Origin of the sequence: Arthrobacter sp. SAFR-044, from assembly GCF_051965175.1 — a bacterium.
Taxonomy (GTDB): Bacteria; Actinomycetota; Actinomycetes; order Actinomycetales; family Micrococcaceae; genus Arthrobacter.
The window spans coordinates 77,984-97,209 of record NZ_JBQCMK010000015.1; the positions used below are offsets into that span (position 1 = coordinate 77,984).

Below are 19,226 nucleotides of genomic sequence, written 5' to 3' on the forward strand. Positions count from 1 at the left end.
CGCCCCAGGCTGCATGCCTGGCGGGTCAGCGGGCTTCCGCCCCGCCCACCCGAAGGGCGCCGATCAGCTGCTCGATAACCCCGGGATCCTCGATGGTGGAGGGCACCGTATACTCCTCGCCGTCCGCGATCTGGCGCATGGTCTTGCGGAGGATTTTTCCGGACCGGGTCTTGGGCAAGGCGTCCACCACCGTCACGTGCTTGAAGTCCGCAACCGCGCCGATGTCCCGCCGGACCAGTGCCACCAGGTCCTTGGCCAGGACGTCCTCGGGGATGTCGACGCCGGATTTGAGCACCACGTAGCCACTGGGACGCTGGCCCTTAAGGGGGTCGGCGAGTCCGATCACGGCGCACTCGGCGACGGCGGGATGCTGGCCGATCACCTGTTCCATGGCGCCGGTGGACAGCCGGTGGCCGGCAACATTGATGATGTCGTCGGTGCGGCCCATGACGAACAGGTACCCGTCGTCATCGCGGTATCCCGAATCACCCGTGGCGTAGCAGCCCTCGAAGGCCTGCAGGTAGGACGAGATGAAGCGTTCGTCGTTGCCCCACAGGGTGGTGAGGGTCCCCGGCGGCAGGGGCAGTTCCAGCACGATGTTGCCTTCGGTTCCGGGCTCCACTTCCCCGCCCGCGCCGTCGAGGATCCGCAGCCGGAACCCGGGCATGGGAACGCTCGGTGAGCCCGCCTTGATGGGCAGCGGCTCCAAGCCACGGGGATTGGCGCAAATAGCCCAGCCCGTCTCGGTCTGCCACCAGTGGTCCACCACCGGCACCCCCAAAACCCGGGATGCCCAGTGGAACGTGTCCGTGTCCAGCCGCTCACCGGCGGCGAACAGCGTCCGCAGGCTGGAGACGTCGTAGCCTCCCAGCAGCGATGCCTCCGGATCAGCCTTGCGGATGGCGCGCAGTGCAGTGGGAGCGGTGAACAGCACGTTGACCCGGTGGTCCTGGACTACACGCCAGAACGCCCCGGCATCCGGCGTGCCCACCGGTTTGCCCTCATACATCACGGTGGTGGCTCCGGCCAGCAGCGGACCGTAGACGATATACGAGTGCCCCACCACCCAGCCAACATCTGAGGCAGTCCACATGACGTCGCCGGGACCGATGCCGTAGATGTTCTCCAGGGTCCAGCGCAGGGCGACGGCGTGCCCGCCATTGTCCCGCACCACACCTTTGGGCGCGCCCGTGGTTCCGGAGGTGTAAAGGATGTACAGCGGGTCCGTGGCCTGCACGGCGACAGGGGCCACGGGTTCGGCCGACGCCATGGCCGAGTCCCAGTCCAGCCAGCCCGCATGGTCCGCGGCGGCGGATGCGAACCCGTCGCGCGCTTTGACCAGCACGGGAATGTCCGGCGCGCCGGCCAGCCCGAGGGCCTCCGCAACCGCCGGGAGGTACTCGATGCGGCGGGCCGGTTCGATTCCGCCGGAGGCAGTGACCACCGCGGCGGGGGCGGCATCGCGGATGCGCGCGGCGAGCTCCTTGGGCGCGAAACCGCCAAAGACCACCGAGTGGACCGCGCCAAGCCGGGCAGTGGCCAGCATGGCAATAGCCGCTTCCGGGATCATGGGCATGTAAATCACCACCCGGTCGCCCTTGCCTACGCCGTTGCTGCGAAGCACACCGGCAAAGCGGGCCACGAGGTCGGTCAGCTCGGCGTAGGTGTAGCGCCGCTGCGTTCCCAGCATGGCGGAGTCATGGATCAGGGCATCCTGCCCACCGCGGCCCTCGGCGACGTGCCGGTCCAGCGCGTTGTAGCAGGTGTTCAGGATGCCGTCGGGGAACCAGCCGTAAAGCGGCGCCCGGCTGGAGTCCAGGGCCCGTCCCGGTGGAGTGGTCCAGGAGATCTTTTGCGCTGCCTCCAGCCAGAAATCTTCAGGCTGTTCAATGCTGCGCTGATAGCTGTCCCGGTAGCTGTTGGTGACCATGAGGGTATCCCGTCCACGACGTTGTGATGCAGCTCATGGTAGCGGCCGAGGGACGCTCGCCACAAGGGTCATGTATACAAAACCTTGATGCCAAGGAAGATTTCCCCGCTTCTACTGCATTCAGGCAGCATCTGTGTATACACTGATGCTGTCACCGAGGAAGGAGGACACTATGCGCGCCAGCGACAAGGCCTACGCGGCCCTGCGGGACGACATCATTGAATGGCGCCTGGCCCCCGGCACGGTGCTGGCCGAAGTGGAGCAGTCCGAACGCCTGGGCGTCTCGCGCACGCCGCTTCGCGAAGCACTGGGCCGCCTGACGGCGGAAGGGCTGACGACGGCGGGCGGCCGCGGCGTCGTCGTCACAGACATCTCCCTCGAGGACATCGACGAACTGTTCGAACTGCGCGAAACGCTGGAGGGCAAGGCTGCCGCGTTAGCCGCCCGGCGCGGCGACGCAGCCACGTTCGAGCGCCTGCAGCGCGAACTCCTCAATGCTCCCCAACTGGTCAGCGGCGAGGACCCAGCCCTGCACGACTACTACGAACTGGTGGGCAGGCTGGACACAGCCATCGACGCCGCCATTTCCAACTCCTACCTGGCCCAGGCCATGCGAAGCCTGCGGGTGCACCTGGTCCGGATCCGCCGGCTGGCTGCGGACGACGCCTGCCGCCTCACAGCCGCGGCCGCCGAACATGCCGCCATCGCGGAGGCCATTGCGGCCGGCAACCCGAAGCTCGCCGAGGCGGCCACCGTCCTCCACCTGCACCGAAGCCTCTCCCACGTCAAAGCAACCCACGCATCCCACCCGAAGGAGCACCATGGTTAAGGAACACCACGTCCGCGTCTATAAGAGCGAAGAGAACCTGCCCCGCGAGGACCAGCTCGCGTACAAGATCGCCCAGGTTGCGGCCGATCCTGTAGCCGTCTCCGACGAAGTGACCGACATGGTCATCAACCGCGTCATCGACAACGCCTCGGTGGCCATCGCTTCCCTGAACCGGGCACCGATCGTCGCGGCCCGGGCGCAGGCGCTCACCCACGGACCCAGCACCGGCGGCAAGGGTTCCAAGGTGTTCGGCATCGAGGAGCGCGTGGCGCCGGAATGGGCTGCCTGGGCCAATGGCGTGGCCGTGCGGGAACTCGACTACCACGACACCTTCCTCGCCGCCGAGTATTCCCACCCCGGCGACAACATTCCCCCGATCCTTGCCGTCGCCCAGCACGTTGGCTCCAGCGGCCACGACCTGGTCCGCGGCATCGCCACCGGCTACGAGATCCAGGTGAACCTGGTCAAGGCCATCTGCCTGCACAAGCACAAGATCGACCACGTCGCGCACCTTGGCCCCTCGGCTGCCGCCGGGATCGGCACCCTGCTGGGCCTCGACGTCGAGACCATCTTCCAGTCGGTGGGGCAGGCACTGCACACCACCACCGCCACCAGGCAGTCCCGCAAGGGCGAGATCTCCACCTGGAAGGCCCACGCCCCTGCGTTCGCGGGCAAGATGGCCATCGAATCCGCGGACCGGGCCATGCGCGGCCAGACCTCACCGGTGCCGATCTACGAAGGCGAAGACGGCGTCATCGCCTGGATGCTCGACGGCCCGGACGCTTCCTACCTGGTCCCGCTCCCCACGCCCGGCGAAGCCAAGCGAGCCATCATGGACACCTACACCAAGGAACACTCGGCCGAATACCAGGCCCAGGCCTGGATCGACCTCGCCCGCAAGCTGCACCGCGAACACCCCGAGGTGACCGACCCGGCCAACGTCGAATCAGTCCTGATCAAGACCAGCCACCACACCCACTACGTGATCGGCTCCGGCGCCAACGATCCCCAGAAGTACAGCCCCACCGCGTCCCGGGAAACGCTTGACCACTCCATCCCGTACATCTTCACCGTCGCGCTGCAGGACGGCGCCTGGCACCACGTGGACTCCTACGCACCGGCACGCGCTGCACGCCCGGACACCGTGGAGCTGTGGCACAAGGTCACCACGGTGGAGGATCCGGAATGGACCCGGCGCTACCACTCCCTCGACATTGCCGAGAAGGCCTTCGGCGGTTCCGTGGAGATCACGCTCAAGGACGGCACCGTCATCATGGACCAGATCGCCGTCGCCGACGCCCACCCCCTCGGCGCCCGGCCGTTCGCCCGGGAACAGTACATCAACAAGTTCCGCACCCTCGCCGCGGGGCTGGTGGAGGAGGCCGAGATCGAAAGGTTCCTCGCCGCCGTCGAACGCCTCCCCGAGCTCGCCGCCGGCGAGCTGGACCAGCTCAACATCACCGCCGCGCCCGGGGTCATCGACCTGGCAGCGGCACCGAAGGGACTCTTCTGATGCTGTATTCGAAGACCACCCCGGAGCAGAAGCGGATCCGTTTCCGGGAGCTGCTGTCCTCCGGTACCATCCAGCAGTTCCCGGGCGCGTTCAACCCGCTGTCCGCCCGGCTCATTGAGGAAAAGGGCTTCGCCGGGGTGTACATCTCCGGCGCCGTCCTGGCCAACGACCTGGGCCTGCCGGACATCGGCCTGACCACGCTGACCGAAGTGGCCACCCGGGCGGGCCAGATCGCGCGCATGACGGACCTGCCCTCGATCGTCGACGCCGACACCGGCTTCGGTGAACCCATGAACGTGGCCCGCACCGTGCAGGAGCTGGAGAATGCCGGCCTGGCCGGCTGCCACATCGAGGACCAGTTCAACCCGAAGCGCTGCGGCCACCTGGACGGAAAGAACGTGGTGGACCTGGACACTGCCACCAAGCGGATCCGTGCCGCAGCTGATGCCCGCCGGGACCCGAACTTCCTCATCATGGCCCGCACCGACGTCCGTGCCACCGATGGACTGGAGGCGGCGCAGCAGCGTGCCAAAGCCCTGGTTGAAGCCGGCGCCGACGCGATCTTCCCCGAAGCCATGAAGGACCTCAGCGAGTTCAAGGCCATCCGGGACGCGGTGGACGTGCCGATCCTGGCCAACATGACCGAGTTCGGCAAGAGCGCGCTCTTCACGGTGGATGAACTGGCGGGAGTGGGCGTCAACATGGTCATCTACCCGGTGACGCTGCTCCGTAGTGCCATGGGGGCTGCTGAGCGTACTCTGGAATCGATCAAATCCGACGGCACCCAGGAGGCACAGGTTCCCAGCATGCTGACCCGTGCCAGGCTCTACGACCTCGTTGACTATGAGGCCTACAACCACTTTGACACCGGGGTGTTCAATTTCCGGATTCCCGGAACCTGACATCCCGCCCCTGCACCACACCGGACGCCGGCAACTGCCGGACAAGGCCTTTGGAACAAGGCTTTGAGGACACCGGCTTCAGGAACACAGGCTTTAGGAACAAAGGAGTTTCAGCAATGGCTGAAAATGAGATCAAAAAGGGCCTCGCCGGCGTCGTGGTGGACTACACCGCCGTCTCCAAGGTCAACCCTGACACCAACTCCCTGCTCTACCGTGGCTACCCCGTCCAGGAACTGGCCGCCCGGTGCAGCTTCGAAGAAGTGGCCTACCTGCTCTGGAACGGCGAACTGCCCACAAAAGAGCAGCTGGCGGAGTTCACCGCGCGGGAGCGCGCCGGACGTGCCCTTGACCCCGTGGTGAAGCAGGTCATCGACGCCTTGCCGGTGACCTCGCACCCGATGGATGTCTGCAGGACTGCGGCCTCGGTGATGGGTGCCCGGCACCCGCTGGCCGAGGACTCCTCGCGGGATGCCAACATGGCCAAGGCCGTGGACCTGTTCGCCGCGATGCCGGCCGTCGTCGCCTATGACCAGCGCCGCCGGCACGGCCAGGAACTCGTGGAGCCCCGCGATGACCTGGGCTATTCGGCGAACTTCCTGTGGATGGCCTTCGGCGAGGAACAGGTGCCCGAGGTGGTGGAGGCTTTCAACGTCTCGATGATCCTCTACGCCGAGCACTCCTTCAACGCGTCAACGTTTACCGCCCGCGTCATCACGTCGACGCTCTCGGACCTGCACTCGGCGGTGACCGGAGCCATCGGGGCACTGAAGGGTCCGCTGCACGGCGGGGCGAACGAGGCCGTCATGCACACGTTCGACGAGATCGGCATCCGGCAGGAGGAGTCCCTCGAGGAGGCTGCGGCGCGGGCGAAGGCGTGGATGGAGGATGCCCTGGCGCAGAAGAAGAAGGTCATGGGCTTCGGCCACCGTGTGTACAAGCACGGCGATTCCCGGGTTCCCACCATGAAGGCTGCCCTGGACAAGATGATCGCCCACTACGGCCGCCCCGAGCTGCTGGGGCTGTACAACGGCCTGGAAACTGCGATGGACGAGGCGAAGGCCATCAAGCCGAACCTGGACTACCCCGCCGGGCCCACGTACCACCTCATGGGTTTCGATACGCCCACGTTCACTCCGCTGTTCGTGGCCAGCCGCATCACGGGCTGGACCGCGCATATCATGGAGCAACTGGATGCCAATTCGTTGATCCGGCCACTGAGCGAATACAACGGTGTGGAGGAACGGCACCTGGCCTAGCGTTTGGCAGGAACGTCAGACGGCGGGCGGGCGCCTTGGTGCCTGTTCCGCCGTCGGCGTTTAACCCCCTGGCGTTTGGCCGCCCTGGCCGAGGAGGCTATGGGACGAAGCGACGGTCTCGTTGTCGGTGTGCATGGTGACCACCACGTTGACCCTCCGGCCCTCCAGCACCACCGGCAGCCAGTGGTCGGCGTCCTGCCACATGCGGTCCACAGGCAGGGTATCCACCGGGAACCACTCGGGCAGGATCTCGTCGCTGGGTTCCGGTTCGCCCTCCCAAATACGGGCAGTGAACAGCGTGGTCTGCATGTCCCAGTCCGGCCGCGCCGGGAAGACGAAGTGCACGGCACCGGCGTCGGCCAGGTCCTCCACCCGGAGCACCACGCCGGTTTCTTCCAGGACTTCCCGGACGACTGCCTGCGCGTCGGTCTCCCCCGGTTCCACATGGCCGCCGATGCCCACGATCTTGCCTTTGCCGAACCCCGTTTGCTTGAGCCCCAGGAGGACTTCGGCCCCGTTCTCCCCGTCGCGGAGCAGGAAGCAGAGGGTCACCTGGGAGGATTTCATGTGCACAACCCTATAGCTGCCAGCGGGCCCTGAAGCTATCCGCCGGACGGGCCCTCGCCAACCAGTTGCTGCCGGAGCTCCACCGGCAGCCCCTTGGTGGCAAAGTCCCGGTCCATCGCTTCCTGGGGTGTGAGGCCCTGGTTGTTGAGCGCCTGGAACTCCCAGTTCAGGACGCTGGCGGTCTGCTGGCGGAAATCGCAAAGGAACCGGCTGTCCTGCAGCCTGGCAATCTGGTACCAGGCGTTGCCGCCATCGAGTTGGAGGGCTTTGGCTCCCTCATCCGAGATGGAGAAGGCCAGCCAACCGCCGGCACAACCCAGGACGGTGTAGAGATGCTGTTGGTCGGCGGGGATCGGGAAGATAATGCGCTGCTGGTCACTTCGCTGCAGGTCCACGTTGTCCATGGTGCAGGGCACCCCGCCGGTGCTCAGGCCACCGGCGGCGGGGTTTCCCGGTTGTGCGGTGGAGGATGGCGCGGTGGCTGTGGGTTTTCCACTGGCCGGCGGTGTGGCCGACGGGCTGGCCGAAGCAGGGCTTCCGGCTGGCTCCAAGGGCGCCACGGCGGGGCCGGGCATGGGCCTCTGTGCCATGGTTCCGCCCACGTATACGGCGCCGGCCACAGCTGCCGCAGCGAGCACTGTCGCAGCAGCTGTGCGGACGGCTGTCCGTCCCCGCTGGGTTCGGCGTTCCGGTGCCCGGGCGGCCAGGTGGATGACTTCCGTTTCCACGATGGGCCCCAACCCGTGGGCCGCGTCGCCTCCGGCCACCTCATTCGGTGCCGTGGGCCGGGGCTTGGCTGCCTTCATCAACTGCTCGATCCGATCCATGGCTAGTCCTTCCGTTCGGTCATGAGCTGGGCTGGTGCAGCTTTGGCGAACGCCCGGCGTGCACGGTGCAGCCGCACGGCAGCCGTTGAGGCGGAACATTCAAAGGCCTGGGCAAGTTCGGAGATGGTCAGGTCATCCCAGTAACAGAGCATGAGGATCTCGCGGTCCCGTTCCCGAAGGCGGCCAAGTACGTCCGCTACCGCGGACTGTTCCCCGGTCTCCTCCTGCGGGACCTTGCTGCGTGCCTCGTCCTGCAACCGGTCGAGAAGTTCCTGGCGGCGGCGACGGCCCTTGTACTCGTTGCCGAGCACATGCCGGGCCGTTGCGAGCAGCCAGCCGATGCCGGGTGGTTCCGGAAGTTGCTTCTGCCAGGCAATCCGGAACACATCGGCCGCCAGCTCCTCGGCCCGGCCCGTGTCGCTGATGCGGCAGGCGATGTACCGGTAGACCCGCCCCGAATGCCGGGAATGCAGATCGATGAATGCCTGCTCGTCCGCTGCCAACATAGTATTTCCCCCGGACACGTGATGACTTCTTCCTGAAGACTAAGTGTCCCGGGCAGCGCTGATTCTTACAGCAGCGGGAAAATTATCGTGGGAATCGACCCAAGGCCCGGTGTCAGGACCGTGTTCAGCCCAATGCCCGGGGATGCGCCGCGGCGTAGATCTCGCGGAGTGTGTCGGCAGTGACCAGTGTGTACACCTGCGTGGTGGTCACGGAGGCGTGGCCCAGCAGTTCCTGCACCACCCGTACGTCCGCCCCGCCTTCCAGCAGGTGGGTAGCAAAGGAATGCCGCAGGGTGTGCGGCGAGACATCACGGGTGATGTTGGCCTTCTCCGCCGCCGCCTTCAGGATGGTCCAGGCACTCTGCCGGCTGATCCTGCCGCCGCGGGCATTGAGGAACAGCGCCGGCGTGCCCTTCCCTTTGGCGGCAAGCAGCGGGCGCCCACGGACCAGGTAGGCATCCAGTGCCCGTGCCCCGTATGAGCCAAGTGGCACCAGGCGTTCCTTCGATCCCTTGCCGAACAGGCGGACAATGGCGGGCCCGGACTCCGGCTCCGCCAGGGATATATCGTCAACGTCCAGCCCAACGGCTTCGCTGATCCTGGCGCCGGTGGAGTAGAGGAATTCAAGCAGGGCGCGGTCCCGCAGTCCCGTGGCGGTGTCAGTTCCCGCCGCTTCGAGGATGCGGGTCACCTCGTCAACGCTGATGGCTTTGGGCAGCCGCTTGCCGGCCATCGGCGGGTGCACTTCGCTGGCCGGATCCGTTGGCGTGAACCCCTCCAGGGCCCAGAACTTGTGGAGTCCCCGTACGGCCACAACCGTCCGTGCCGCGGAACGCACGCCCAGGGCGGAGCCGCCATCGGATCCGTCCGACAGGGCACGGACGTACCCTGTGACGTGATGCCTCGTGATCTCCCCGGGGCGCTTGCACCCGGCGGCGGCGAGGTAGCGGGCGTAGCGTGCGAGGTCCCGCCGGTAAGCTGCCAGGGTGTTCACGGCCAGGCCCCGTTCCACGCCCACGTGCTGGAGGTAGTCAGTGATTCCGCGGTCGATCGCGGCCGGTATAGCCGGGGCGGTGGCAGCCGCTGCAGGGTTCGCAGTTTCAGCGTTGGGGGCCGGTTCAGCGACCGGGGGCGCTTCAGCCGAGGGACCGGGACCCATCACCGCTGGCTGGGGTGCGCGGGCCAGGGGGCGTCGGCGGGACGAAGACCTTCATAGTTGCCGGCCCGTGCGGCAGCGGCGGCAAGGATCCCGACGACGGCGGACGGGTTGTGCAGGCGGCCTGCCAGTACGGAGGCCACGGCATCGTCCAGGCTGATCCAGTGGAACTCGATCTCCGCTTCCTCGTCCGTCCGCTCGTGGCGCTCGTGATGCGGCACCTCGGTGAGGTCGCGGGCCAGGTAGATGCGGATGGCCTCGCTGGAGGATCCGGGGGAATTGAAGACATCGGCCAGGACGTTCCAGGTCCCGGCGGCCAGGTCCGCTTCCTCGGCGAGTTCCCGCGCCGCCCCCACCAGGAAGTCTTCGCCTTCGACGTCCAGCAGGCCGGCGGGGACTTCCCAAAGGTCCATGCCCACGGGGTGCCGGTACTGCTTCAGCAGCAGGATCTGGCCTTCGCCGTTCATGGGCAGGACGGCGACAGCGCCCGGGTGGTCGATGTAGTCACGCGTGAGGGCGTCGCCGGACTCGGAGAGCTGGAAGGTGTCACTGACGACGTCCCAGATCCGGCCCTGGTAGACCTTCTCCGTGGACAAAAGACGGCGCGGGCTTGGTGCATCCGAAACCTGTTTGGCAGGGGTGGCTTCAGGTGTACCAGGCATCGCGCCGTCCTTTTTGTTCTATTGACTACTTAGCGGTAACGGTACCCGATGCTGCAGGCTCCCCCGCCGCGGGCGCAGCCGTGTCGGCAGCGCCCTGGTGGTTGGCGTCCTGGTGTCCGTTGCCCTGGTGGTCCAGGGCAGCCTTGACCAGCCCGGCGAACAACGGGTGCGGGCGGGTGGGCCGGGAGCTCAGCTCGGGGTGCGCCTGCGTGGCCACGTAGTACGGGTGGACGTCGGCGGGCAGCTCAACGAATTCGACGAGCTTGCCGTCCGGGGAGGTGCCCGAAAACACCAGGCCCTTGTCGGCAATCTGCTGGCGGTACTTGTTGTTGACCTCGTAGCGGTGCCGGTGGCGTTCGCTGACGGTGGTCTTGCCGTAGGTGCCGGCGATGACCGAGCCCTCGTCGAGCTTGGCTTCGTAGAGGCCCAGGCGCATGGTGCCGCCCAGGTCGCCGCGGCCTTCAACGAACTCCAGCTGCTCTTCCATGGTGGCGATGACCGGGTACTTCGAATCCGGCTCGAACTCGCTCGAGGAAGCACCCTCCATGCCCACCACGTTGCGGGCGTACTCGATGACCATGCACTGCAGGCCAAGGCACAGGCCCAGCACGGGCAGCTTGGTCTCGCGGGCGAACTTCAGGGCGCCCAGCTTGCCTTCAAGGCCGCGGATGCCGAAGCCGCCCGGCACGCAGATGGCGTCCACGCCGTCGAGCGCCTTAATGGCACCCTCACGGGTCTCGCACTCGTCGGACGGGACCCACCGAATTTTGACCTTGGTTTCGTTGGCGAAGCCGCCGGCACGCAGGGCTTCGGTCACCGAGAGGTAGGCATCCGGAAGGTCGATGTACTTGCCCACCAGGGCAATTTCCACCTGGTGCTTGGGGTTGTGGACGGCCTCCAGGAGACGGTCCCAGCTGGTCCAGTCCACGTCCTTGAACGGCAGGTCCAGGGCACGGACGATGTAGGAGTCCAGGCCCTGGGCGTGCAGGGTCTTGGGGATGTCGTAGATGCTGGGGGCATCCGGGCAGCCGATGACGGCTTCGAGGTCGACGTCGCACATGCGGCCGATCTTGGCGCGCATGGCTTCCGGGATCTCGCGGTCGGACCGGATGACGATGGCTTCGGGCTGGATACCGATGGAGCGCAGGGCTGCCACCGAGTGCTGGGTGGGCTTGGTCTTCAGTTCCTGCGACGGTCCGATGTACGGGACCAGTGACACGTGGACGAAGAAGACGTTGCCGCGGCCCACGTCCTGGCGGACCTGGCGGGCCGATTCGAGGAACGGCTGGGATTCGATGTCGCCAACGGTGCCGCCGATTTCGGTGATGATGACGTCGGGGGCGTTCTTGCCTTCAGCAGGCAGCCGCATGCGGCGCTTGATTTCGTCCGTGATGTGCGGGATGACCTGGACGGTGTCACCCAAGTATTCGCCGCGCCGTTCCTTGGCGATCACCGTGGAGTACACCTGGCCGGTGGTCACGTTCGCCGAACCCTCAAGGTTCTCGTCGAGGAAGCGCTCGTAGTGCCCGATGTCCAGGTCCGTCTCGGCGCCGTCGTCGGTGACGAAGACCTCACCGTGCTGGAAGGGGTTCATCGTGCCCGGATCCACGTTCAGGTAGGGATCGAGCTTCTGCATCGTGACGGACAGGCCGCGTGCCCGGAGCAGGTGACCGAGGCTGGAGGCCGTCAGTCCCTTGCCGAGCGAGGACGCCACGCCGCCGGTGACGAAGATGTGCTTGGTCATCTTGGAGGAGCCCGGGAACCGGGAATTTACACGGGAATTTGATCGCTGCACCACGGAATTCGAGCCTATCATCAATTGAGCCTTCCCGTGGTTGTCCCGTCAGGCCCGTTGTGGCAGGAGTTTGGCGTCATCCAGCAGTTCCTGGGCGTGCGCCTGTGCGGACTCGGAGTCCTCCTGGCCGGCCAGCATGCGGGCGAGCTCACGCACGCGTTCCGGCCCGTCAAGGAGCCGGACGTCACTGGAAGTGAATCCGGTGGCCGTGCCGCCGTCGGCTCCCCTGACGGACGTTTTGGTCACAGTGATGTGCTGGTCGGCAAAGGCGGCCACCTGGGGAAGGTGCGTGACCACCAACACCTGAACGTGGCGCGCCAGCATGGCCAGCCGGCGGCCGATCTCGACGGCGGCGCGTCCGCCCACGCCGGCATCGACCTCGTCGAACACAAACGTGGGGACGGGGTCGACGGCGGCGAGCACCACTTCGATGGCGAGCATCACCCGGGACAATTCACCACCGGACGCCCCTTTGCCCAGCGGCCGGGCCGGGGCTCCGGAGTGCGGCTGCAGCAGGAAGCTGATCTCGTCCGCTCCGTGCGGGCCCAGCTGGCCGGCGGCCTCCAGGTTGATCACCAGGGTGGCGTCAGCCATGGCAAGGGCTTTCAGTTCGGCGCTGACACGGGCAGAAAGGTCCTTGGCGGCTTTGCCCCGGATCTTGCTGATGGCCGCGGACTGCTTCTTCAGTTCCGCTTCGGCGCGGACCACCTCCGCGTCCAGCGCCTCGATGCGGGAGGAGTCGTCCTGGAGCTCGTCGAACCGGACGCGTGCCTTCTCCGCCCACTCCAGCACCTCGTCAATGGTGGGCGCGTACTTGCGGACCAGTTTGGCCAGCGCTGCCCGCCGGTCCTCGATCTCCGCGAGCCGCTCCGGGCCCTCCGAATCCAGGCCCGCCTGGTAGCTGGCCAGTTCGGTGGCAATGTCGTTGAGCAGGAACCCCACCTCTGCAAGCCGGGCGGCCGCGGACCCAAGTTCGGCGTCGTGCTCCGCCACGTGCTCCAGCGTGCGTTTGGCGGCATCCACCAGTGTGGTGGCGTCACCGGTTTCACCGAAATCTTCGGCAATGAGGGCCTGGTGTGCCGTGCTGGCGGCGATCCGCAGTTCCTCCACATTGGCGAGCTTGACGGCCTCAGCCTTCAGCAGCTCGTCCTCCCCCGGCTGCGGGTCCACCTCGTCGATTTCCGCGAGGGCTGCCTCCAGGGATTCGGCTTCGCGGAGCCTGTCCCGGGCGGCGCTCCGCAGGCTGTCCAGTTCTGCCTGGCTGGCCTTCCACCGGCTGTACAGCTCCTGGTACGCACCCAGCGGTCCGGCCAGGTTGTCCCCGGCGAACTTGTCCAGGGCTTCCCGCTGGGCCGTGGCGCTTTTGAGCCGGATCTGGTCCGACTGGCCGTGCACCACCACAAGGGATTCGCCGATCTCGGCCAGGACGCCCACCGGGGCGGCACGGCCGCCCAGGAAAGCGCGGCTGCGGCCGTCGGCACCCAGGCGGCGGGCCAGGATGAGCTCCGCGCCGCCGTCGAACTCCTCGGCTTCGGCACCGGCGTCAAGGGCACGGGCAATGGCCGGGTGTCCGGCGTCGAGTTTGAGCACCGCTTCCGCCGTGGCACTCTTGGCGCCGCTCCGGACGGCGCCGGCGTCGGATCGGGCGCCCAGCAGCAGTCCGACGGCGGTGACCACCATGGTCTTGCCGGCACCGGTTTCGCCGGTCACCACGCTCAGTCCGGGGCCGAGCGGAAGCGTCGCGTCGGTGATGACGCCCAGGTCGCGGATTCTCAGTTCTTCAAGCATGGCTTCACTTCGCAGTCGACGGATCGGGATCGCTGCCGGGGTTCTCCGCATGCGGTACCGGCAGCGGCGGCATGGGCCGTGGCGTGCGCACAATGGGGATGGGACCCGTGTGCACGGCATCCGACTTGGGAACCGGGCCGCGCCAGCCGTGGATGGGCAGCTCGAACTTGCGGACCAGGCGGGCCGAGAAGGGGGTCTGGTGGGTGCGGGCAAGGCGGACCGGGGTGGCCGATTTGGTCACTTCCACGCGTGCGCCGGGCGGCAAGTCCACGGAGCGCCGGCCGTCGCACCACAGCACCCCCTGGGCGTCGGTCCGGCCCAGCACCTCAACAGCAAGCCTGGACCGGGGCGACACGACGAGGGGCTTGGCAAAGAGCGCGTGGGCACTGATGGGCACGATGACCAACGCCTCCACCTCGGGCCACACCACCGGTCCACCGGCGGAGAACGCGTAGGCCGTTGACCCGGTGGGGGTGGCCAGCACGATGCCGTCGGAGCCGAAGGACGTCAGGGGCCGCTCGTCCACCTCGGTGACGACTTCCAGCATCCGTTCGCGGTTGGCTTTCTCGATGGCGGCCTCGTTTAAAGCCCAGGTGTGCCAAATCTTCTGGCCGCGCACCCAGACCTGGACATCGATGGTCATCCGCTCTTCAACGGTGTACTCCCGGCTGGCAATCCATTCGACGGTCTGGGCAAGGTCGGCCCGCTCGCTTTCCGCCAGGAAGCCCACATGGCCAAGGTTGACGCCCAGCAGCGGCACGTCCACCTCGCGGACCAGTTCAGCGGCCCGCAGGATGGTGCCGTCGCCGCCGAGGACCATCACGAGTTCGACGTCGGGCAGCTGGACATGGTCGTGGAGCACCTCCACCGGCTGGGCCAGGTGCCCGAAGAACCGTTCCATGTCCCCCAGCTCGGACTCCTGCATCACCGGGACCATGCCTGAGGCATGCAGCAGGGCGCAGGCTTCCCAGGCGGCCTTCAGTGACTCCTCGCGGCCGGTGTGGGCAAGGACCAGTACACGCCTGCTCATCAGGTTCCGCTCTCTAGTGGTTCTGCCAGATTCGTCCGAGCAAGGCAGCGGCTGCTGCCTCTCGCTCTTCGATCTTAGGCAAGTCTTGGGTGATCCTGCGTTTTATCCACAGGAAGTATTCGACGTTTCCGTCCTGTCCCGGCAGCGGACTCGCCGCCAGGCCGCACAGGTCCAGGCCGGCGTCGAGCGCTGCCCTGGCCACCTTTTCCACGGCCATCCGCCGCTCGCGCTCCGACGTAACGACGCCCGTGCGGCCCAGGCGGTCCTTGCCGATCTCGAATTGTGGCTTGACCATGAGCACCAGGTCGCCGCCTGGCTCGGTGCAGTCAGCCAGCGGCTGCACCACGAGGGTGAGGGAGATGAAGGACAGGTCGGCCACGGTCAGGGCGGCGGGGCCGCCGATGTCGGCCGGTGCCATGTACCTGACGTTCATGCCCTCATGGACGTCCACCCGCGGGTCGTTGCGGAGGTGCGGCACCAGCTGGCCGTGTCCGACGTCGACCGCCACCACGTGCGCGGCACCGCGCCTCAGCAGGACGTCCGTGAAGCCGCCGGTAGAGGCACCGGCGTCAAGGCACCTTTTGCCTTGGACCGAAACGTCCGGGAAGGCGTCGAGGGCGCCGCCCAGCTTGTGGCCGGCGCGGCTGGCGTAGGTGTCCTGGTCATCAAGTTCGACGGCCAGGTCACGGCTGTCATCAACCTGCAGGGAGGCTTTGGCCAGCACCTGGCCGGCGGAGGTGACCTTGCCCTCGGCGATAAGCGAGGCCGCGTGGGTCCGCGACCTCGCCAGGCCGCGGGCCACCAATGCCTGGTCGAGGCGTACCGGCATCAGGCGGCCCCGCCGGCTCGGTCGGTTGCCGCCCGGACCTGGTCGATGGGATCGCTGTTGAGGGCGGCCAGCAGTTCATCGTGGAGTTCGTTGTAGACGGTTTCGTGGTCCGCGGTCGGGAGGCCGGGGATGTCGAGGAGCCTGGCCATGGCGCGGGCCACCTGTGGATCGGTGGTCTCCTGCCCGCGGTCCCGCATGGCCGCGTGCGGCCACTCCGGGGCGGGCTGGGCTGTCGAGTCGTCCGGTTCGGTCAGCTCAGTCATTGAACCAGTCTAGTGATCCAGCCACACGAGCTTGGGTGCCTGTGCCGCTGGGGCGTCGGGCGTCTCCGCCCACCAAGCCGCGCACGCCGCGCGCCAAGCGTTCAGGTCGTCCTGCCTGCCAATGATGCCCACTGCTCCGTTGGCCACGCGCGCCGTTGACTGCCCGCACGTGTAGGTGCCGTCGTCGTGCGTGACCTCCGGGTACGGCCGGTGCAGGTCCGCAAGGTTTTCGATGATGTAACCGGGACGTTCGGCGGAGCGGGCTGCCAGGATGGTCTCGCGCGTGTCGACGCCGGTCAGGACAGCCACGGTGGCGAAGCCGGCATTATTGCCGCCAAGGATGTCCGTATCCAGCCGGTCTCCCACCACCAGGGGTCGGCCGGCGCCAAGCCGCTTGGCAGCCGAATGGAACAGCGGCGCTTCCGGTTTGCCCGCAACTTTCGGCTGCTGGCCGGTGGCTGCAGCGACGGCGGCCACCAGGGTGCCGTTGCCGGGAGCGATGCCGCGCGCCTGGGGAATGGACATGTCCGTGTTGGTGGCCACCCAGAGGGCGCCGGCGTTCACCACATAGGTGGCTTCCGCCAGGTCCTTCCACCCAATGGCGGGGCTGAAACCCTGGACCACGGCGACCGGGTCCTCATCCTGTCCGGCTACCGGCACCAGGCCCACCAGCTCAATTTCCCGGGCCAGCGCCGGGCTGCCGGTAATCAGGATTTTGGACCCGGGTGCCAGCATCGAGGCGAGCAGCTCGGCCGCCGCCTGGGAGGAGCTGACCACCTGGTTGTCCTCCGCCGGTGCACCAAGCTCACGCAGATGTGCTGCCACTTCTGCCGGCGACCGGGAGGCGTTGTTGGTGACATAGCCAAGGCCTATGCCTAGCCCGGAAAGCTGCTTCAGCGATTCAACAGCTCCGGGAATGGCGTTGGGCCCGGCGTAGACCACGCCGTCCAGGTCGGCGAGAAGTGCATCGAAGCGGGAAACCAGGGAAACATCGCTCATCTGTGGTCAGTCTTCCCGGCGGTCTTGGTCGTGCTCAATGCCTGCGTTGTCCTGGGCTTCTGCGTTGTCCGCGTCGGCATCGTCTGCGCTGGCATTGTCAGCATCGGCGTCGTCGGCGGGCACGGAGTCGAGCTCGTCGTGTTCCGCCGAGTCCTGGTCCGATTCTGCGTCGTCGGAAACGAAGTAGTCGGCATCCTGGTCGTCGATGCTGCTGTCCTGTGAGGACTTCGCCTCGGCTGCGCGGGCACTTCCGGCCGATGCCTCCGTGGGACCTGCTGCGGGCGTTTCGGCCCCAGCGCCCTTGGAGGCCTGGTCCAGCATCCTGCGGCGTTCTGCCTCTTCCCGGGCTTCCTCTTCCTCATCCCAGCCGAGGTCGATGATCTCGGGTTCCTCGTCGGCGCCCAGGCCCAGGGCATTTTCTGCCACGACGGCCTGCCGGCTCCACTTCTGCGACTCGTCTTCGCGTCCTACCGCAGCCAGCGCGTCGGCGTAGGCGCGGAAGAGTCGCGGGCTGTAGGAGAACGCGCGGTTCATGTCCAGCTGCGGGATTTCAAGTTCGGCTACTGCCGCGTCCAGCTGGCCCAGGTCGGTGCGCGCGCCGGCCGCGACGATTGCCAGTTCCACCTTCCCGGGAGCATCCAGGTCCTGGGCTTCCTCCGAGCGCGCCACATCCAGGGCGCGGTCGGGGCGTCCCAGTCCACGCTCGCAGTCCGCCATGACGGGGAGGTGGACGTTGGAACCGCTGATGCGGCGGAAGGTGCGGAACTCGCGAAGCGCCTCACCGTAGTGCCCGGCGGCGTAGGCAGTCAGGCCAACGGCTTCACGGACAGCGGCGAGCCGGCCGCCACGGCGGCTGGCTGCCAGGGCGTGCTGGAAGGCAAGCTCCGGCTCGTCATCGATGAGACGGCCAGCCATCACCAGGTGGCGGGCCACCCATTCCGAGCTCTTGGCTTCGAGGGTCTTGATCTGGTGCTGGGTGGCGCGGTCCAGTTCCTTGCCCGTGACGTCTTCATCGATCTCGGGCGAGCGTTCCCGGTCCGGGCGGTTGGCGCTGCGGAGGTCAGCGGCGTTGGGCACGCGGACAGGACGGTCTTCCTGCCGATCGCGGCCAAAGCCGCGGGGGCCGCCACCACGGCCTGAATCAGCGCGGGAGTCACCGCGATCGAAGCTGCGGGGTGCGCGGTCCTGCCGGTCCCCGAACGGTTTGCGGTTGTCGCCACCACCAAAACCACGACGGTCACCCTCACCGTCGCGGCGCGGACGGTCGCCAAACGGCTTACGGTCACGGTCACCGCCCGTAAAACCACGGCGGTCACCCTCGCCATCGCGACGGGGACGGTCGCCAAACGGCTTACGGTCACGGTCACCGCCCGTAAAACCACGGCGGTCACCCTCGCCATCGCGGCGCGGACGGTCACCAAACGGCTTACGGTCACGGTCACCAAAAGGCTTCCGCTCGCCGCCGCCGGCACCGCCGCCAAAACCGCGACGGTCACCTTCACCGTCGCGGCGCGGACGGTCACCAAACGGCTTACGGTCACGATCACCGCCAGCAAAACCACGGCGGTCACCCTCACCATCGCCGCGCGGACGGTCACCAAACGGCTTACGGTCACGATCACCAAAAGGCTTCCGCTCGCCACCGCCGGCACCGCCGCCAAAACCGCCCCGGTCACCCTCGCCATCGCGACGGGGACGGTCGCCAAACGGCTTGCGGTCACGATCACTAAAAGGCTTCCGCTCGCCACCGCCGGCACCGCCGCCGCGGGAGAAGCTGTTGCCATCGCGATCGGACCGGGACCGGAATCCGCGGGGCTCACCGCCGGAGTTGTTGTTGCCGCGGAACGCGCCCCGGTCGTTGCCTCGGTTGCCACCGTTATGCTCGGCCATGTGGATTCCTCCTGTTGTGAGCCGACCACTGGCGCAACTGCAGCCGCTCGTTTCGTTTCCTACGCAACCCGAAATCAAGCGCTTCGAAGTCCGTACATCTTCATCAATTCTAGTGGAGCCACCAAACCCCCCCGAACAGTGCAGGCCCTGGGACCGGGATCGTGGCCATCTTCACAACCAACGCCCCATCACGTCCTGCACATTCTCCCCCAACGCCCCATCACGTCCTGCACCTTCTCCCCCAACGCCCCATCACGTCCTGCACTCACCCCCCAGACGCGCCATCATGTCCTGTGGGCTGGGGGCGGGATCTGGTGGGGCGTCTCAGGTAACCGGGCAGGAGGAGATGGCGCGTCGGAGGAAAGCGGGCAGAATCTGGCGGGGCGTGCTGTTGAAACGGCCGGCGCGTGTGGTGTTTTGTTTGTTAAATGTGGGAGGCCCCAACCGTGTGGTTGGGGCCTCGACCTCAATGATTGTTCCGGCG

General features: G+C 67.1%; 17 protein-coding genes. 4 read left to right on the forward strand and 13 right to left on the reverse strand.

All coding sequences use genetic code 11. The features are described 5' to 3' along the window. Nucleotides 1-25 precede the first annotated feature (25 nt). A complete protein-coding gene (locus tag ACTHQS_RS18830; RefSeq protein WP_440171917.1) occupies nt 26-1,930 on the reverse strand; it encodes a propionyl-CoA synthetase in 1,905 nt (634 codons plus the stop codon). Nucleotides 1,931-2,102: 172 nt separating this feature from the next. On the opposite strand from ACTHQS_RS18830, the gene ACTHQS_RS18835 reads away from it, so the two are divergent. From ACTHQS_RS18835 to ACTHQS_RS18850, 4 genes are all read left to right on the forward strand, one after another. Beyond that, complete coding sequence (locus tag ACTHQS_RS18835) at nt 2,103-2,759, forward strand: GntR family transcriptional regulator (protein WP_440171919.1); 657 nt, start codon at nt 2,103-2,105, stop codon at nt 2,757-2,759. Further along, nucleotides 2,752-4,272 carry an MmgE/PrpD family protein gene (locus tag ACTHQS_RS18840; protein WP_440171921.1) on the forward strand — a complete coding sequence of 507 codons (1,521 nt, stop codon included), beginning with the start codon at nt 2,752-2,754 and terminating at the stop codon, nt 4,270-4,272. The genes ACTHQS_RS18835 and ACTHQS_RS18840 overlap by 8 nt, the downstream gene beginning before the upstream one ends. Continuing rightward, entirely contained in the window at nt 4,272-5,174 is a 903-nt protein-coding gene (prpB, locus tag ACTHQS_RS18845) for a methylisocitrate lyase (RefSeq protein WP_440171923.1), read from the forward strand. Before ACTHQS_RS18840 ends, prpB begins: the two co-directional genes overlap by 1 nt. Nucleotides 5,175-5,290: 116 nt before the next feature. Beyond that, entirely contained in the window at nt 5,291-6,430 is a 1,140-nt protein-coding gene (locus ACTHQS_RS18850) for a bifunctional 2-methylcitrate synthase/citrate synthase (protein WP_440171925.1), read from the forward strand. Between the two features lie 60 nt (nt 6,431-6,490). On the opposite strand, the gene ACTHQS_RS18855 is transcribed toward ACTHQS_RS18850, so the two are convergent. The 12 genes from ACTHQS_RS18855 to ACTHQS_RS18910 all read right to left on the reverse strand — a co-directional run bounded on the left by ACTHQS_RS18855 (nt 6,491) and on the right by ACTHQS_RS18910 (nt 18,742). Then, on the reverse strand, nt 6,491-6,997 hold the full coding sequence (locus ACTHQS_RS18855; protein ID WP_440171926.1) for an 8-oxo-dGTP diphosphatase: 507 nt from the start codon (nt 6,995-6,997) through the stop codon (nt 6,491-6,493). Between the two features lie 35 nt (nt 6,998-7,032). Next, a complete protein-coding gene (locus ACTHQS_RS18860) occupies nt 7,033-7,824 on the reverse strand; it encodes a hypothetical protein (RefSeq protein WP_440171928.1) in 792 nt (263 codons plus the stop codon). Between the two features lie 2 nt (nt 7,825-7,826). Beyond that, nucleotides 7,827-8,330, reverse strand: a complete 504-nt coding sequence (locus ACTHQS_RS18865; protein ID WP_440171930.1) for an RNA polymerase sigma factor — start codon at nt 8,328-8,330, stop codon at nt 7,827-7,829. A 124-nt stretch (nt 8,331-8,454) separates the two neighbouring features. Then, nucleotides 8,455-9,489, reverse strand: a complete 1,035-nt coding sequence (xerD, locus tag ACTHQS_RS18870) for a site-specific tyrosine recombinase XerD (protein ID WP_440171932.1) — start codon at nt 9,487-9,489, stop codon at nt 8,455-8,457. Continuing rightward, complete coding sequence (locus tag ACTHQS_RS18875) at nt 9,489-10,148, reverse strand: NUDIX domain-containing protein (RefSeq protein WP_440171934.1); 660 nt, start codon at nt 10,146-10,148, stop codon at nt 9,489-9,491. The genes xerD and ACTHQS_RS18875 overlap by 1 nt, the downstream gene beginning before the upstream one ends. Before the next feature lie 25 nt (nt 10,149-10,173). Continuing rightward, nucleotides 10,174-11,964 (reverse strand): CTP synthase, encoded by a 1,791-nt coding sequence (locus tag ACTHQS_RS18880; protein WP_440171936.1) that lies wholly within the window; start codon nt 11,962-11,964, stop codon nt 10,174-10,176. Nucleotides 11,965-11,991: 27 nt separating this feature from the next. Further along, nucleotides 11,992-13,731 (reverse strand): DNA repair protein RecN, encoded by a 1,740-nt coding sequence (recN, locus tag ACTHQS_RS18885; protein WP_440171938.1) that lies wholly within the window; start codon nt 13,729-13,731, stop codon nt 11,992-11,994. A 4-nt stretch (nt 13,732-13,735) separates the two neighbouring features. Then, the gene (locus tag ACTHQS_RS18890) at nt 13,736-14,761 is read right to left on the reverse strand and encodes an NAD kinase (protein WP_159632284.1); all 1,026 of its coding nucleotides are present in this window, start codon (nt 14,759-14,761) and stop codon (nt 13,736-13,738) included. A gap of 13 nt (nt 14,762-14,774) precedes the next feature. Continuing rightward, nucleotides 14,775-15,590 carry a TlyA family RNA methyltransferase gene (locus ACTHQS_RS18895; protein WP_440171941.1) on the reverse strand — a complete coding sequence of 272 codons (816 nt, stop codon included), beginning with the start codon at nt 15,588-15,590 and terminating at the stop codon, nt 14,775-14,777. After that, a complete protein-coding gene (locus ACTHQS_RS18900) occupies nt 15,590-15,853 on the reverse strand; it encodes a hypothetical protein (protein ID WP_440171943.1) in 264 nt (87 codons plus the stop codon). Before ACTHQS_RS18900 ends, ACTHQS_RS18895 begins: the two co-directional genes overlap by 1 nt. A gap of 9 nt (nt 15,854-15,862) precedes the next feature. Continuing rightward, nucleotides 15,863-16,852 (reverse strand): HAD-IIA family hydrolase, encoded by a 990-nt coding sequence (locus ACTHQS_RS18905; protein ID WP_440171945.1) that lies wholly within the window; start codon nt 16,850-16,852, stop codon nt 15,863-15,865. Nucleotides 16,853-16,858: 6 nt separating this feature from the next. Continuing rightward, nucleotides 16,859-18,742: a hypothetical protein gene (locus ACTHQS_RS18910; protein WP_440171947.1), complete on the reverse strand. Its 1,884-nt coding sequence runs from the start codon at nt 18,740-18,742 to the stop codon at nt 16,859-16,861. Between the last annotated feature and the right edge of the window lie 484 nt (nt 18,743-19,226).

Bases quoted from the DNA above. Each gene is read 5' to 3' on its own strand.
- ACTHQS_RS18840 (WP_440171921.1), top strand. From the start codon at position 2,752: ATGGTTAAGGAACACCACGTCCGCGTCTATAAGAGCGAAGAGAACCTG.
- ACTHQS_RS18875 (WP_440171934.1), bottom strand. From the start codon at position 10,148: ATGCCTGGTACACCTGAAGCCACCCCTGCCAAACAGGTTTCGGATGCA.
- ACTHQS_RS18880 (WP_440171936.1), bottom strand. From the start codon at position 11,964: ATGATAGGCTCGAATTCCGTGGTGCAGCGATCAAATTCCCGTGTAAAT.
- ACTHQS_RS18900 (WP_440171943.1), bottom strand. From the start codon at position 15,853: ATGACTGAGCTGACCGAACCGGACGACTCGACAGCCCAGCCCGCCCCG.
- ACTHQS_RS18895 (WP_440171941.1), bottom strand. From the start codon at position 15,590: ATGCCGGTACGCCTCGACCAGGCATTGGTGGCCCGCGGCCTGGCGAGG.
- ACTHQS_RS18905 (WP_440171945.1), bottom strand. From the start codon at position 16,852: ATGAGCGATGTTTCCCTGGTTTCCCGCTTCGATGCACTTCTCGCCGAC.
- recN (WP_440171938.1), bottom strand. From the start codon at position 13,731: ATGCTTGAAGAACTGAGAATCCGCGACCTGGGCGTCATCACCGACGCG.
- ACTHQS_RS18835 (WP_440171919.1), top strand. From the start codon at position 2,103: ATGCGCGCCAGCGACAAGGCCTACGCGGCCCTGCGGGACGACATCATT.
- ACTHQS_RS18855 (WP_440171926.1), bottom strand. From the start codon at position 6,997: ATGAAATCCTCCCAGGTGACCCTCTGCTTCCTGCTCCGCGACGGGGAG.
- ACTHQS_RS18890 (WP_159632284.1), bottom strand. From the start codon at position 14,761: ATGAGCAGGCGTGTACTGGTCCTTGCCCACACCGGCCGCGAGGAGTCA.
- ACTHQS_RS18865 (WP_440171930.1), bottom strand. From the start codon at position 8,330: ATGTTGGCAGCGGACGAGCAGGCATTCATCGATCTGCATTCCCGGCAT.
- xerD (WP_440171932.1), bottom strand. From the start codon at position 9,489: ATGGGTCCCGGTCCCTCGGCTGAAGCGCCCCCGGTCGCTGAACCGGCC.
- ACTHQS_RS18830 (WP_440171917.1), bottom strand. From the start codon at position 1,930: ATGGTCACCAACAGCTACCGGGACAGCTATCAGCGCAGCATTGAACAG.
- prpB (WP_440171923.1), top strand. From the start codon at position 4,272: ATGCTGTATTCGAAGACCACCCCGGAGCAGAAGCGGATCCGTTTCCGG.
- ACTHQS_RS18910 (WP_440171947.1), bottom strand. From the start codon at position 18,742: ATGGCCGAGCATAACGGTGGCAACCGAGGCAACGACCGGGGCGCGTTC.
- ACTHQS_RS18850 (WP_440171925.1), top strand. From the start codon at position 5,291: ATGGCTGAAAATGAGATCAAAAAGGGCCTCGCCGGCGTCGTGGTGGAC.
- ACTHQS_RS18860 (WP_440171928.1), bottom strand. From the start codon at position 7,824: ATGGATCGGATCGAGCAGTTGATGAAGGCAGCCAAGCCCCGGCCCACG.